Genomic DNA, 14,386 nt, shown 5'->3' on the forward strand with positions numbered 1-14,386 from the left:
AGTGGTGCTTCGCTTTTTTTGGCTAGGGAGTAGCCTCAGACATTAAAGTTACTCTGACCCTTTTTGTTTTAACTGAGGTTAACGAATACAAGATATAGGACAATAATTTACGTTAACACCATATTACGCTATTGCATAATAATAAGACTTGCTTCATCTTGTTCGAACTAGAATCAACGTTGCTATACAAGAGCTAAATTATGTTAGAAGCCCTAGCCAGTTTGATGGAGAATGACCTCTCTAAAAACGTACTTGTCCCATTATTTCGTCAAATTTATGGTTGTCGGGTGGTGTTTACCGGCGGGGGATGTGAAAAAGGGCGAGACATAATAATTTATCAAAAAGATCCCCTTGAGCAAGACAAATTTATCGGTGTGCAAGTAAAAAAAATACATGCCACACCAAACTCTCATTCAAAAAGTTTTCAGCAATTATTAACCCAGTTGAGTCAAATGACTTTCGAGCCAGCTATTTGTCCAGACAGCGGTAAAGAAGTAATGCTTTCTCAGTTGATTTTCGTAACCCCGTTCGAAGTCCCAGAGAAATCATTCGACACCCACTCAGGAGCCTATATACCCAATCAACTTGAAGATGCAGGCTTGAGTACCTGAAAATTATCGTTCACTCGAGATGCCAAGGAGCCTGCGATCTCCTGAAGAGTCACAGAAAAAAATTGGTCTATCGCCGCCTTAAAGTCTCGTTTATTTTTGAAATAAACGTTGTTTCTCGACTTCTCGTTCATTACCTTCCATAACCGCTCTATTGGGTTGAGGTTTGGACTGTAAGGTGGGAGGTAATGCAATTCAATATTAAGGACAAACGCGGCATCTTTGACTAAGTTACTACGGTGATATCCCGCACCATCTAAAATGATATGAAGCTTATGGCCTAACGGGTAACTCTCTCTGAGCTTACAGAAAAAACGAACAATATTTTCACTGTTAATGCTTTCGTAATCGCTAACAACCGTCGCTCCAATATCGGATAAATTCAGTGCGCCAATAAGGTTTAACCGACTACGGTTGCCCGTTGTTTCAATCACTTTTTCTTGGCCTGTACGTATCCAGCCATGGGTGATTTTGGTCGATAGCGTCGGGTGAACGGCATCGATAAACAATATCGATTCATCCTCGCCACAGCTTGTCTTTAGAGCTTCATAAGCTTCGATGAACGCCCGTTGTTTTGTCTCATCAAACTTGTGTGGAACGCCTTTCGGTTGCTTGTAGCTAAAACCATTGTGATGAAGCCACTTGTTCATACCAGAAACCGTATAATCAAGTCCAAATGTCTCTTTAACGTAGGCGACAACTTGATGAGTGTGAGAATAGGTTTTCTCGGTCAAATGCTCGATTAGGTGCATGGTTTGAGTAGCAGAAAGTTTACTTTGGCTTCCGCCATTTTCGGGCTTAAGTTTTTCAGAAAGAACATAGTCGCTGAGATGTCGAGCGACTGTCGACTCGTGGATGCGAAGGGCTTGAGAAATCATCACCTGACTCCAACCTTCAGAAGCAAGTAATACCGCTTTGATACGGTCTCGCACTCGACCATCGCGAGTGGAATCATGCATCTGCTCGAGTTGCTGTTTCTGTTGAGGAGTCAGTATAATTTTCATGGTGTGTAGCATGATCCTCATTGACGAAAAAATCAATCACCTTCAATGATCACGGGTATAGAGATGTACTAAGAAAGGGAGTAACCATCATTGATGGGAAACGCCTTTTGTCGTTAATCGACAAACACAAGCCGGAATTGATTCGCGAGATATCTGGGGATAGTGCTTATATCGGAGAAAAGATAAAGCCAGCTTTATCAAATAAAGCTTTAATGGATGCTCTTCACCTTGGAGATACAAAGGAACTTTGTGATATCTATTGTGAGACTAAATTAGAGCTGGGCAATGATCGCGAACGCAATAATAAAGAACTAGTTAAGTATGATTACACAACTACAAAAACAACCATTAGCTCTGAAACGGTTGATAAAGCAACGGCTATGGAAAAATCCTTTACATTGTTAACAGGTGTTGAACTATATGAAAAAGATTCTTTATCATTATTTAGAGCTTCACTTACTAAAAAAGAACGTCTAAAAAAACAAATTAGCATTTTGTCGGATGAAATTATAAATATTGCTAATAAAGTAAGAGAAAAAATATCTAAAAGTTCGTTCGCTAAAGTTTACCCCAACGTAGCCAGCTCAGATTTTGATGATTTTATAAAATCTGAATATAGACATGTAAATTTGGGCCCTGATGAATTTTCTGACTTTTCAAGTGAAGTCTTTGAAATTAAATCTATGATGGAAGGTAGAGGAAAAAAACGAGATGAAGTTGAGAAACTCAGAGGTCAAGATTCTCTTATTGAAACTAGTGTAACCATTAATTATAACAGTAGCATCCTATGCCAGTTACTTAATGAGTCAATTGACAAGCTAGTTCATTATGAAAATACAACAATAACAGATATTAAGGATTACTTGTTAATATCTCAAAAAATAGAATGTTTCTATAAAATCATTGAATCTATGAACTTAGATTTCAAGCAATCTTCAGAAGTTATACCAAGAACTAGCAGTAAAGTGTCAATTACCGAAGTTTTCCAGTCCAGCTTAAATGTTATTGTATTAGGGGATGCGGGTTCAGGAAAAACGACTAACCTCCAAGTATATACAAAGTCGCTATTGGAGAGTTCCAAAAAAAACCTCGTAATTTACTTAACTCTCAACGACTTAGCTTTCTATGCTTTAAAATCGGACGAACGATGCTTGACCAAAGGGATTTGGTATTACTTAGCGGAATTGAGTGTTAACAACTTTTCATTTTTTACTTTAAAAGAGCATTTAAAGAATAAAAAAGTATGTTTGGTTCTTGACAGTATTGATGAAGCAGTTGTACAGCATGATTGGATCGTTTCATCTTTGAATGAGTTTTCAGTTTTATATAGCAACTGCCAAATCATTACATCCTCAAGGTTTACTGTTTCTGATCTACACACGTTAGGGTTCGTGAGCATCTCTTTATTACCATTTGACCGGGGGCAGAAAGAAGAGTTCTTTGAAAAGTGGTTCTCCGAGAGACCTGAGTTAGTTAAAGAAATTCTTTGTCATCTAGATAGTCGCCCAAAACTAGACAGGGTGATTACAAACCCTCTGTCTGCAACAATTATGGCTTCTCTTCAAGACTCGGCCGTACCTTTACCTAATACGGAAGCTTCACTATATAAAAAGAGGTTTGAGTTGCTCAGCGGTCTTTTCGACAAGTTCAAAGGTGTTAATCGAATGACTTCTTCACCGGAAGTCATTTTGAAGTGCAGTAGAGAGCTTGCCTATCATATGCATGATCGAAAGTGTAGAGAGCTTTGCAAAGAAGATATTATTGTTTTTCTCACCAAAAATTTACACGATGAAAGAATAGCCAATGAAGTATATGCTGAGCTTATAACACCATGTGAAATTCTGTTGGTAAACCCAAATGGAAAATACGGTTTTGGTCATTTAAGGTTTCAAGAGTATCTAGCATCTGAACAACTAGTTAATCTTAGAAAAATAAGACTAGACAAAATGCTTGTTTCGTCTTGGTGGCACGACGTTTTCCTTCTGTATGCTCAACACGCATATGAAATTGAATGGTTAGTTGACTATGCGACAAATAACGAAATGACAAGAAAAACACATAAATTGTTGTTGAATATAACTTCTCATCGTCCTCCCGCTGAAGAAAAAAAACTAAATCAACGTATAGAAATTGCATTTAAGCAGGAGTTAGATGGTTTACTCTATTAGATTATCCTATAAACTTTAGCTGCTCATTTCTGGAATGAAGCTAAAAATAGAGGGGGCAGAGTAACTTTAAATATCAGCCCTTTAGTACCTTGGTCTTATTGGGTTACCTGTTCTTTAAGTTACGTTATCATTCATTTTGTATTTTATTTAAAGGATGATTCAATCCCCCCTTTCATTTCAAACTCACTTCCTGCCATTTTAGCATTCACTCCCGAAGCAGTAACATCTCTCAGATCAGGGGGCGCTTACTTAAAAATCACTTATCACATTAAACGCTCTAAATTCGTCGTAGGCGTATTGGTCTGTCATGCCGCTGATGTAGTCGATAATCAGCCTTGTGCGGTAGTAAAACTCGCGACATTGTTCGTTGCCAAACTCATCGCTTATGGGCTCTTCCGTCATGGCTTTTTGATAGGCTGCTAAATGTTTAGCCGGCAGCTTTTTGAATAGGCGCTGTATATAAGCAGAGCTTTTTTCTTTGGGTTTTGTGTTATCTACTAAGTATTCAAACTGGTCTTGGCTTAGCGCAAGTAGCGGTTGGTAACAGGCCATTAAGCCTGAGATAATTTGGTAGCCTTGTAGTTCGCGGGCTTCTACTTCTGGGTGGCAAAAGCAACGCTCTAGCGCGACGCTTTTAAAGGTTTCAACTATGAGGTGGTTTACGCTGCCATCTTCAATTAGCGCGCGGTTTAAGTTGCCTTGGTAAACCGCCTCTAAGTTTGCCACAAACTGATTTTTGGCATGTTCGGGCAAGCGTTGGTTTACTGCTACGCGTAGGTAAACAAAAAACATCGAGTCTCTTTCTTCATCACTCAGCTGTGGTTTTTTACTTTGGTGAGCAAAGTCGAGAATGGTGTCCATTTCTTTTGGTTTGCTGCAGCCATGTTCACTGCTTAGTTTGGCAAAGGTGGCTAATAGGGCGTGCTTTAGTTCTTTAATGCTCAGCACGCCTTTTTCTATGGCGTCTTCTAAGTCGGCAATGCCGTAAGACACATCATCGGCCGCTTCCATAATGTAAGAAAACGGCGAGCGGCAGAATTGGTCTATGTCTAAGCTATTGCGAATATCTTGAATGTAGTTTTGCTCGCTAAGGTAGTAACCTACCTTCTTTTTTAAGTAATTAAACGGTGCACTTTTATCTGGCTTAGCTTCAGTTCCGCAGCGGGTGTATTTGAGTATGCCAGAGGCTTGCGAGTAGGTGAGGTTGAGCTTTAATAAGGAGTGAATAAGCCGAATGCCTTGGGCGTTGCCCTCGAAGCTGACTAGATCTCGGTGAATCGCTTCTGGCAGAGTTTGTTTCGGTTTTTTGTTCTGGTCTTCATCTAACTCTGTTGCTTGAGAGCTTTGGTAAAGGCTATTGAGGTTTTCATTTAGCCAATCAATTAAGGCTTCTTCACCAAAGTGGCCAAAGGGCGGGTTGCCAATGTCGTGCATTAAACAGGACATTTCAACAATGCTTTCTAATTGCCGTTCTAGCCCTTTAAGTTGATAGCTGTTTTGTTCATCTACTAAGGCTTCGCAAATGAGCTGAGAAATATAGCGACCCACTTGCTGTACTTCTAAAGAGTGGGTAAGGCGACTGCGCACTGCGGCGTTGCGCTCTAAAGGGAATACTTGGGTCTTTTGCTGCAAACGCCGAACCGCTGCGCTGTTAATAATGCGGCCTCGGTCGCTTTCAAACTTCTTTAAGTCGGCATTAAGATCTGGCTTAGCTGGGTAGGGCCGAGTACCGAGAATTTTGCTAGCGAAATTTACTGTCATACTCTAAGCCGCTCTCTATCAATTAGAGTATTTATACTGCTGTATTATCAATAGAAAATCAATTAGTGAGGTTTTTGAAAATAGTAGTTTGGATCATTATTGAGAAGTGGCTGGCGTTGATAACAGTGGGAGTGATGTTTTTATATTTACTTGCGATATAGGCGACGGTTTTAGCGTGGTATTTACGGCCTTGGCGGTTACACTAAGCCGCTTAGCTGGTGAGTATTTACTCCCAGTATTACAGTGCTTTTATTAAAGCACCTTGTTTTATAAGGCTTGTTTATGTCGTTTAGTGCGTTAGGTTTGTGTGATGCTTTGCTAAAAGCTGTTGCAGAGCAGGGTTATACCACGCCGTCATCAATACAGCTTGAAGCGATTCCGGCTGTGTTAAGCCAGCGTGATGTTATGGCGGCAGCACAAACTGGCACCGGTAAAACGGCCGCTTTTACCTTGCCAATGGTGCAGCTGTTAGCGGGTGGGAACAAGCCACAGGCTTTAGCGGTGCGGGCATTAGTGATTGCCCCAACTCGAGAGCTGGCTGCACAAGTTGCCGAAAGTGTTAAAAACTACAGCAGCAAGATGAACATTAGCACTGCTGCGGTATTTGGTGGGGTGAGGATTGAGCCGCAAATCGCTCAGTTGCAAGACGGAGTAGACGTGCTGGTGGCGACGCCGGGTAGATTGCTTGATCTTTATAAACAACAGGCTGTTAAGTTTGAGCAGCTTGAGATTTTAGTGCTTGATGAAGCAGACCGGATGTTGGATTTAGGCTTTATCGACGATATTCGGAGTATTCAAAGCTTACTGCCTAAACTGCGCCAAACTTTACTGTTCTCTGCCACCTTTTCTCAACCGATTAAGGCACTAGCCAGGGGCATGCTTAATGACCCCAAGCTTATTGAAGTAACCGCAGTAAATAGCACCGTTGATACGGTTAAACAGCGTATTCATCCGGTAGATAAAGCACGTAAAAACGCCTTGTTAATTCACCTGCTTAAAAAGCATAAATGGCCGCAAGTGCTGGTGTTTAGTCGCACTAAACGCGGTGCCGATGCTTTGGTCTCTCAGTTGGCGAATGTGGGGATTACGGCTGCATCTATTCATGCAAACCGCACCCAACATGCGCGAACCAATGCCTTAGAGGGCTTTAAAGGTGGCAGCATAAAAGTGCTGGTGGCTACCGATATCGCTTCGCGAGGCATTGATGTTAGCCAACTGCCATGTGTGATTAATGTTGATTTACCTTATGTTGCAGAGGACTACGTGCATCGTATTGGTCGCACCGGGCGTGCTGGAGCCTCTGGTTTGGCGATTTCATTGTTTAGTGAAGACGAATCTAAACAGCTAAAGGCAATAGAACGACTGATTGGCCGCCAGTTTACATTGGATGTTATTCCGCGTTTTGCTCCTACTCAAAAACAGCCAGAACCGCCTAGCGATGACGACGATGTGTATGGCAATTTTGAGCCAGATCCCGTTGCGGATTACAAAGGTAAATCGAAAGGGCGAGGAAGTCGCAGTGGGAAAAGCTCTAGCAGGAGTGCTAAAAGTAACAAGCGGACAAGGTAGACAAGTTATCGTTAATGCGACGTTGACAAGGTTACCTTCACATGCAAAATTTCACATATATAAATAAATGAATATGAGCGATGAATCCTCAATTATTTTATAAATGCCTCGCTGATGATGTTCGCCTAAAAGCCTTAATGATTATTGCCGAGGCTGGTGAGGCCTGTGTCTGTGATTTGATGCAAGCCTTGCAGCTCGACCAACCAAAGACTTCTCGCCATTTAGCGCAGTTACGCAAATGCCAAGTATTGCTCGATCAGCGGCGCGGCAAGTGGGTGTATTACCAATTACACCCTGAGTTACCAAGCTGGGCCGAGCGGGTGTTGCGAGAGACTCAAGCCAATAACAAAGACTACTACCAAGCAGAGTTAGCGCGCTTTGAAGCGAATAAACAACGGCTTTGTTAGTGGATTAATCACAGAACCCACCTACACAGGTAGCTGGGGAAGAAGGTAATAAAATGGGATTATTTGATCGATATTTAACAGTATGGGTAGGTTTAGCCATTGTTGTTGGCATTGCTGCCGGTAGCCTAGTGCCTGAGGTATTTGCGCTAGTGGCTGGCCTTGAGTTTGCACATGTTAACTTGGTGATTGCCTTACTTATTTGGCTAATGATTTATCCGATGATGGTGCAAATTGATTTTTCATCGATTAAAGATGTGGGTAAAAAACCAAAAGGTTTGCTGCTTACCATTGTGATTAATTGGCTGATTAAACCCTTTAGCATGGCGTTGCTAGGCTGGTTGTTTTTTAAAGGTATATTTGCCGATTGGGTAGACCCAAGCACCGCGACTGAATATATCGCTGGCATGATCTTGCTTGGCGTAGCACCGTGTACTGCGATGGTATTTGTGTGGAGCCAGCTTACCAAAGGCGACGCTAACTATACCTTAGTGCAGGTATCGATTAACGACGTAATTATGATCTTTGCCTTTGCGCCAATAGCCGGCTTTTTGCTTGGGGTGAGTGATATTAAGGTACCTTGGAATACCTTGCTATTGTCGGTGGTATTGTACGTTGTAGTACCACTAATAGCAGGGGCGATTACCCGTAAAAAGCTAGATAAAAGCAATGACCACTCACGGTTAAATCAGTTTTTGGCCACTATGAAGCCTTGGTCGATTATTGGTTTGCTGGCCACTGTAGTGTTGTTGTTTGGCTTTCAATCGGAAACAATATTAGCCAAGCCTGAAGCCATTGTTCTTATCGCTATTCCTTTGCTTATTCAAACCTATGGCATTTTTGCGCTGGCTTATTGGTTAGCCAAGCGCATGCGTTTGCCACATAACATTGCTGCCCCAGCTTGCATGATTGGCACCTCTAACTTTTTTGAGTTAGCAGTAGCGGTAGCCATATCGTTGTTTGGTTTGCACTCTGGTGCTGCGCTAGCCACCGTAGTTGGTGTATTGGTTGAAGTGCCGGTAATGCTCTCTTTGGTATGGTTTGCTAACCGCACCCGCCATTGGTTTAGTTAAGCTAGGTCGACTTATCTCCCTGCTCTAAGCAGTGGGGAGAGTGACAATTTGGTTGTTCTGAACATCTTCCACCGCAAAATCTATCAATGCTCTTACCTTACGAGGCAGCACATTACCGTTTAGGTAAACCGCAAACAGCGGATGCATTGGCAGTTGGTAGTTTTCGAGCAGCCGCACCAGCTTTCCTTCACTTAGCTCTTTATGTAAAACAAAATTTGGGCATAGTGCTACTCCGCAACCATCCACTGCCCAGTCTCGGGCAATATTGGCACTATTCACCATTAGGTTTCGTGAAGGATGAAAGGTGTATTCTTGGCCGTTTTGCTGGAATACCCAACGTTTAGCATTGCGCCTATTGGTGTCAATGATACAAGTATGGGCATCTAGGTCATCAGGAGTAAGGGGAGCGCCTTTAAGATTTAAGTAGCCGGGTGAGGCCACCAAGTGGCTGGTAAATTCAAACAGCTTGCGGGCTTTTAATGTGACTACATCAGGCATGCCTACTCGAAACGCTAAGTCGAAACCATCACTTGCTAGATCTACATGTTCGTCACTTAAGCGTAGGTCAATGCTTAGCTCAGGGTGGGTGGCCGCGAAGCGACTCAATAAACCTTTTATGTAGATTTCACCAAGAGTAACCGGTGCAGCTATTCGTAATATACCGCTTAGGCCTTTCGCTTCTTCACCAATGCCTGTGAGTAAATCATCCAATTCATCTAATAAGGCAGGCACGCGATTAAGTAGCTGCTGACCCGAAGGTGTAAGCCCCACTTTTCTGGTAGTGCGTTGTAACAGGCGAGCGCCAAGCTTGGTTTCTAATTCCGCTACGTATTTTGAGGTGAGTCGGTTGGATACGCCTAAGCGTTTTGCCGCTTCGGTAAATGAACCGGTTTGCGCCGTAGCAACAAATGCCTTTAAGCCGTCAATCAAGTCCATGCCAATTACCTATTAAGAACATATGAAGGATAGTCATTCTATATCTTCTCCATTGTGAGGTGAATCTCTTAGGCTGATAATTGCTGCATTACTGTTTAATGCTTCGCTCAAGCCAAATGGCACTGGGCCGAAGGGAGAAAGAAGCGAGATGGCTACTCTGCAAAGCTTAAATATACTTGGTGCTAAAGCGACGACGCCACCCATGCCGGTGGTGTTTATTGGCCATGGCAATCCGATGAATGCCCTAGAGGAGAATCGCTTCACCCAAAGTTGGTCGCAGCTTGGGCAAACCTTAACTAGGCCGCAGGCAATATTGATGATTTCCGCTCACTGGATGACCAAGGGAATAAATCTGGTAGATAGCTCCGCCAAGCCTAAAACCATTCACGATTTTTACGGCTTTCCTGATGCTTTATTTGCCGAGCGCTATCCTGCCATTGGTAACCCCTTGTTGGCGCAGCAGCTCACTGAGCTGTTAAGTGATCATCAGCTGCAAACCGATAGTAGCTGGGGGCTTGATCATGGTGCTTGGTCGGTATTGAAATGGATGTATCCAGCAGCAGATGTTCCAGTATTTCAGCTCTCTATCGACGTTTCACAAAACTTGAGCTGGCACTTCGCTTTAGGTCGTAGCTTGTCAGTGCTGCGTCGCCAAGGGGTGATGATTATCGGCTCGGGCAATATTGTACATAATTTAGCGGCGCTAAAGCCCAGCTCCCAACCTTATGAATGGGCAGAAGAGTTTGATGCCTTTTTTGCTAAACGCTTAGCACAACGAGAGTTTTCTGACTTAGTCAACCCAGCAGCCATGGGCGGCTTAATGCGCATGGCTAACCCAAGTTTAGAGCACTATATCCCAGCGATTACTGTGGCTGGTGCGTCAAGTAAACAAGATCATTTAAGCGTGGTAAGCGAAGGTTTTGACCTTGGTGCGTTATCCATGCGCTCGTTTGTTTTTCATCAGGTTTAAGATTGAATGAGGAGTTACTTATGTTAGTAAATGGAGTATGGACGGAAGACTGGCAGCCTTTGCAAAAAGCGGATGAACAGGGGCGTTTTGTTAGGCAAACTTCTGGGTTTCGCCATTGGATCACCGCTGATGGTAGCCCTGGTCCAACTGGTGAGGGTGGCTTTAAAGCCGAAGCTGGGCGTTACAGATTATACGTGGCCTTAATTTGCCCTTGGGCATCGCGCACGCTGATTGCACGTAAGTTAAAAGGCTTAGATGCGCTAATCCCTGTTACGGTGCTTAACCCTAGTTTAACCCCGCAAGGTTGGCGTTTTGGCGGCTACCAAGGTGCAGATCAAGACCCGTTGTTCTCTGCTAATTACCTACACCAAATTTATACTCAGGCTGATCCTAACTTTACCGGAAGAGCCACCGTGCCAGTGCTCTGGGACATGCAGCAAAATGTGATAGTGAATAACGAAAGTGCTGACATTCTGCGCATGTTCGATAGCGCCTTTGAGGAATTAGCACCCTCTAAAATTCGCCTTTATCCAGAGCAACATAGTGAAGAGATTGATGCCCTAAATACGCGAATTTATCACCAGTTTAATAACGGCGTTTATAAAGCTGGTTTTACTCAGTCGCAAACGGCTTACGAAGAAGCGGTAAAGGGGGTATTTGAAGTATTAGAGGAGCTGGAACAAAGGCTAGCAAAGCAGCAATACTTAGTTGGGGATACGCTTACCGAAACCGATATTCGCACCTTTGTAACGTTAATACGTTTCGATGTCGCCTATTACGGCCTCTTTAAAACTAATCGCAAACAAGTTGCCGATTACCCCAAGTTATCAGCGTACATGCAACGAATATTAGCCATACCTGGTGTGGCTGAGACGGTGAATATTGACCATATTACTCGCGGATATTATTCGATTAGGGCTTTAAACCCTTCTGGAGTGCGCCCAATAGGACCTGCGCATATAGATGCTTTAATGGCGGCGCTAGCCTAGTGTTATCACTTAAACAAAGTAGTGTTTACAACAGTTTTGTAAGCGCTTCCTTTTGTTTGGGCTGTCAAAAGGACGATACATCGATATGTCCTCTTGAATATATCTACTTTAGGTCTTTTATTTAAAGGGATTTTGGCGTTTTTTGTTTTTTATCTGTTTATTTATTTTGTGATTCAGGAGGATTGAAAAAGAAAGCGCTTTCATTATAGTCTGTGGGCAGTTTAGGTAAATAAGGTTGGGCTAATGAAAGCAACACACTATAGAACACTGGAGCGCACCGGTGAGCGTTGGGCAGAAAAGGCACCAGTGGAGTTTAAGTCTCATTACAAAGTGCAGCAATCGATGATTGCGGTTAACTCGAAAGAGAGATTTCAAAGCCATATCGGCTTTGGTGGCGCATTTACCGAAGCGGCAGCCAGCACCTTTTACGAGATGCCAGAGGCCTTACAAGAAGAATTTATTAAGGCTTATTTTGATAAAGAACAGGGCTTAGGTTACGTATTAGGGCGGGTTGCTATTCATTCCTGTGATTTTGCTTTAGGCAATTACACCTATATTGAAGAAGGGGATAGTGAGCTTAAAAGCTTTGATCTTTCTCACGAGGAGCAATGGGTTATTCCCATGATCAAGCGGGCTGCTGAACAGGCTGGGCAGCCCATTACTTTGTTGGCATCGCCTTGGAGCCCGCCGGCATTTATGAAATCTAACGGTGAAATGAATTACGGCGGAAAACTGTTGGCCGAATATCAGCAATCTTGGGCGAATTATTACACCAAATTTATCGAACAGATGGAGCTACGTGGCGTGCCTATTTGGGGCATTAGTATTCAAAATGAGCCAGAAGCCGACCAAATCTGGGACTCGTGTTTTTATACCGCAGAGGAAGAGCGCGACTTTATCAAAGATTACCTTGGCCCAACAATGCATGCCGCAGGCTATCAAGATAAAGCCATTGTTATTTGGGACCATAATCGTGATGTGATGGTGCAGCGAACAGCCATTGTATTAAGTGATCCAGAGGCAGCTAAGTATGTGTGGGGCGTGGGCAATCATTGGTATGTGAGTGAAGATTTCGAAAATCTCTCTATGGTGCATCACCTTTATCCAGATACTCATATTATCTTTACCGAAGGTTGTGTGGAGCTAACCGATACCTCGGTAGATAAGAATGATAAAAGTGGCTACTTAGGTGCTTGGGGTAATGGTGAGCGTTATGGCAGAAACATTATTGGTGATTTTAACAACTATTCAGAGGGCTGGATTGATTGGAATTTGTTGTTAAATGAGCAAGGTGGTCCAAATCATGTAGAGAATTTCTGCGAAGCGCCCATTATGTATAATCGCCAGACTAAGTCACTGATTTATAATAATTCATATTACTACATTGGCCATTTATCTCGCTATGTTGAGATTGGCGCTAGGCGCATTAAAACCCAAGTAATCGGCGACAATTTGCATGCAGTAAGTTTTGAAAATAGCAACGGTGAGCGAGTAGTGGTGGTTCAAAATGAAGGACATGTAGCCAAGCTTACTTTGGTGGTTGATGGTTTAGGCGCAGAGCTGTCTTTAGCGAATAACTCGATCAGTACTTTTGTGTTAAAAGCATAGCCACCTGTTGGCTTATTGAACGTAAATCTTATCGTGTAAAAAAGCACCCTAGGGTGCTTTTTTAGTGGGCGATTGAGCTTAAGGCTTTTTACTTAATACCGCATCAATATCTGCCGCGCTGTGGCGCTCTGCCAGTTGCTCCCATTCTTCGCCCCATACCCGGTTAACAATACGGCCACGTTGCACAGCAGGGCGTTGTTCTATCTCTTTAGCCCAGCGCATTACATTGGTGTAGCTTGCGGCGTCTAAAAACTCTGCCGCTTCATAAACGGTGTTAAGCACAACGTTGCCATACCAAGGCCAAGTAGCAATATCAGCGATGCTATATTCGCTGCCGCCCAAGTACTGATTATTGGCGAGGCGTTTATCTAATACATCTAGCTGACGTTTAGCTTCCATAGTGAAGCGATTAATGGGGTATTCGTATTTTTCTGGCGCATAGGCATAAAAATGACCAAAGCCGCCACCTAAATAAGGAGCAGAACCTTGTAGCCAAAATAGCCAGTTCATGGTTTCGGTACGTGTGGCCAGGTCTTTAGGCAGCAGGTGGCCAAATTTTTCAGCTAAATACAGTAAAATAGCCCCCGACTCAAATACTCGAATAGGTGTGTCCCCGGAATGGTCGCTTAAAGCCGGAATTTTGGAATTTGGATTAATATCCACAAAGCCAGAAGAGAATTGGTCGCCTTCTCCAATGTTTATTAAGTAGGCGTCGTACTCTGCCTCTTTAATGCCTAGTGCCAGCAACTCTTCCAGCATTATCGTCACTTTTTGCCCATTGGGTGTAGCTAACGAATGCAGCTGTAAAGGGTTGGCGCCCACAGCTAGGGTTTTCTCATGCCGTGCGCCTGAATCGGGCCGATTAATGCTTGCCCACTGACCACCACTTTCGCTGTCCATAGTCCAAACTTTCGGTGGTATAAATTCTGAAGTCATTACTGCTCCTTAACTGATTTTTCTGCTAACAGCATAAATATGCTGGCAAGTATTGGCGTTAAAAGATCTAGGGTAACTATAAGAACCGTTAACTGATAAAAAAATTCTATTGGAAGCGGATATTGTTTTAACACTTTACCTTAAGGGGCTGTGAAGATTGAAATATATTCCGAGGGACTCGCGTTTTATTGTTTATGTCCTAAAGCGAACAGCTAAATGAACTGTTAGCCAGGTTTTTCTAGAGAGTTCGTATTGGTGATTAATATCTCGACGTTCAATGAGGCGCCCAATAAACATTGAGTAGAAAACAACAAAAAGCCCGCTAAGTAGCGGGCTTATATTTAACTAGAAGGCGCTTAG

12 protein-coding genes are annotated in these 14,386 nt (G+C 43.0%); 8 read left to right on the forward strand and 4 right to left on the reverse strand.

Features of this window, described 5'->3' with window-relative positions; translation table 11 throughout:
* Positions 1-200 precede the first annotated feature (200 nt).
* The gene (locus tag K5L93_RS14190) at positions 201-611 is read left to right on the forward strand and encodes a PDDEXK family nuclease (protein WP_220720422.1); all 411 of its coding nucleotides are present in this window, start codon (positions 201-203) and stop codon (positions 609-611) included.
* Here the strand turns inward: K5L93_RS14190 and K5L93_RS14195 are convergent.
* Entirely contained in the window at positions 581-1,612 is a 1,032-nt protein-coding gene (locus K5L93_RS14195; RefSeq protein WP_220718255.1) for an IS630 family transposase, read from the reverse strand. The genes K5L93_RS14190 and K5L93_RS14195 overlap by 31 nt on opposite strands.
* Before the next feature lie 20 nt (positions 1,613-1,632).
* On the opposite strand from K5L93_RS14195, the gene K5L93_RS14200 reads away from it, so the two are divergent.
* On the forward strand, positions 1,633-3,780 hold the full coding sequence (locus K5L93_RS14200) for an NACHT domain-containing protein (protein ID WP_220720423.1): 2,148 nt from the start codon (positions 1,633-1,635) through the stop codon (positions 3,778-3,780).
* A 249-nt stretch (positions 3,781-4,029) separates the two neighbouring features.
* Here K5L93_RS14200 and dgt read toward each other — a convergent pair whose 3' ends face one another.
* Positions 4,030-5,541, reverse strand: coding sequence for a dGTPase (gene dgt, locus K5L93_RS14205; RefSeq protein ID WP_220720424.1), 1,512 nt, complete (start codon positions 5,539-5,541; stop codon positions 4,030-4,032).
* A 282-nt stretch (positions 5,542-5,823) separates the two neighbouring features.
* On the opposite strand from dgt, the gene K5L93_RS14210 reads away from it, so the two are divergent.
* From K5L93_RS14210 to arsB, 3 genes are all read left to right on the forward strand, one after another.
* Complete coding sequence (locus K5L93_RS14210) at positions 5,824-7,110, forward strand: DEAD/DEAH box helicase (RefSeq protein WP_220720425.1); 1,287 nt, start codon at positions 5,824-5,826, stop codon at positions 7,108-7,110.
* A gap of 80 nt (positions 7,111-7,190) precedes the next feature.
* Positions 7,191-7,517, forward strand: coding sequence for a metalloregulator ArsR/SmtB family transcription factor (locus tag K5L93_RS14215; protein WP_220720426.1), 327 nt, complete (start codon positions 7,191-7,193; stop codon positions 7,515-7,517).
* Positions 7,518-7,570: 53 nt separating this feature from the next.
* Positions 7,571-8,587: an ACR3 family arsenite efflux transporter gene (gene arsB, locus K5L93_RS14220; RefSeq protein ID WP_220720427.1), complete on the forward strand. Its 1,017-nt coding sequence runs from the start codon at positions 7,571-7,573 to the stop codon at positions 8,585-8,587.
* A 24-nt stretch (positions 8,588-8,611) separates the two neighbouring features.
* Here the strand turns inward: arsB and K5L93_RS14225 are convergent, their stop codons facing one another.
* Positions 8,612-9,523 carry a LysR family transcriptional regulator gene (locus K5L93_RS14225; RefSeq protein WP_220720428.1) on the reverse strand — a complete coding sequence of 304 codons (912 nt, stop codon included), beginning with the start codon at positions 9,521-9,523 and terminating at the stop codon, positions 8,612-8,614.
* 148 nt (positions 9,524-9,671) lie between these two features.
* Here K5L93_RS14225 and ygiD point away from each other — a divergent pair, with 148 nt between their 5' ends.
* The 3 genes from ygiD (at position 9,672) to K5L93_RS14240 (ending at position 13,090) form a co-directional block, all read left to right on the forward strand.
* The gene (ygiD, locus tag K5L93_RS14230; RefSeq protein ID WP_220720429.1) at positions 9,672-10,493 is read left to right on the forward strand and encodes a 4,5-DOPA-extradiol-dioxygenase; all 822 of its coding nucleotides are present in this window, start codon (positions 9,672-9,674) and stop codon (positions 10,491-10,493) included.
* 20 nt (positions 10,494-10,513) lie between these two features.
* A complete protein-coding gene (locus tag K5L93_RS14235) occupies positions 10,514-11,482 on the forward strand; it encodes a glutathione S-transferase family protein (protein WP_220720430.1) in 969 nt (322 codons plus the stop codon).
* A 243-nt stretch (positions 11,483-11,725) separates the two neighbouring features.
* Entirely contained in the window at positions 11,726-13,090 is a 1,365-nt protein-coding gene (locus K5L93_RS14240) for a glycoside hydrolase family 30 protein (protein WP_220720431.1), read from the forward strand.
* A 78-nt stretch (positions 13,091-13,168) separates the two neighbouring features.
* On the opposite strand, the gene yghU is transcribed toward K5L93_RS14240, so the two are convergent.
* Positions 13,169-14,026: a glutathione-dependent disulfide-bond oxidoreductase gene (gene yghU / locus K5L93_RS14245; RefSeq protein WP_220720432.1), complete on the reverse strand. Its 858-nt coding sequence runs from the start codon at positions 14,024-14,026 to the stop codon at positions 13,169-13,171.
* Positions 14,027-14,386 lie beyond the last annotated feature (360 nt).

The sequence above is a fragment of the Agarivorans litoreus genome, assembly GCF_019649015.1.
Classification (GTDB): domain Bacteria; phylum Pseudomonadota; class Gammaproteobacteria; order Enterobacterales; family Celerinatantimonadaceae; genus Agarivorans; species Agarivorans litoreus.

What these genes read in the sequence shown, in the direction of transcription:
- ygiD (WP_220720429.1), top strand. Translation starts at nt 9,672, where the DNA reads ATGGCTACTCTGCAAAGCTTAAATATACTTGGTGCTAAAGCGACGACG.
- K5L93_RS14195 (WP_220718255.1), bottom strand. Translation starts at nt 1,612, where the DNA reads ATGAAAATTATACTGACTCCTCAACAGAAACAGCAACTCGAGCAGATG.
- K5L93_RS14210 (WP_220720425.1), top strand. Translation starts at nt 5,824, where the DNA reads ATGTCGTTTAGTGCGTTAGGTTTGTGTGATGCTTTGCTAAAAGCTGTT.
- dgt (WP_220720424.1), bottom strand. Translation starts at nt 5,541, where the DNA reads ATGACAGTAAATTTCGCTAGCAAAATTCTCGGTACTCGGCCCTACCCA.
- K5L93_RS14235 (WP_220720430.1), top strand. Translation starts at nt 10,514, where the DNA reads ATGTTAGTAAATGGAGTATGGACGGAAGACTGGCAGCCTTTGCAAAAA.
- arsB (WP_220720427.1), top strand. Translation starts at nt 7,571, where the DNA reads ATGGGATTATTTGATCGATATTTAACAGTATGGGTAGGTTTAGCCATT.
- yghU (WP_220720432.1), bottom strand. Translation starts at nt 14,026, where the DNA reads ATGACTTCAGAATTTATACCACCGAAAGTTTGGACTATGGACAGCGAA.
- K5L93_RS14225 (WP_220720428.1), bottom strand. Translation starts at nt 9,523, where the DNA reads ATGGACTTGATTGACGGCTTAAAGGCATTTGTTGCTACGGCGCAAACC.
- K5L93_RS14215 (WP_220720426.1), top strand. Translation starts at nt 7,191, where the DNA reads ATGAATCCTCAATTATTTTATAAATGCCTCGCTGATGATGTTCGCCTA.
- K5L93_RS14190 (WP_220720422.1), top strand. Translation starts at nt 201, where the DNA reads ATGTTAGAAGCCCTAGCCAGTTTGATGGAGAATGACCTCTCTAAAAAC.
- K5L93_RS14240 (WP_220720431.1), top strand. Translation starts at nt 11,726, where the DNA reads ATGAAAGCAACACACTATAGAACACTGGAGCGCACCGGTGAGCGTTGG.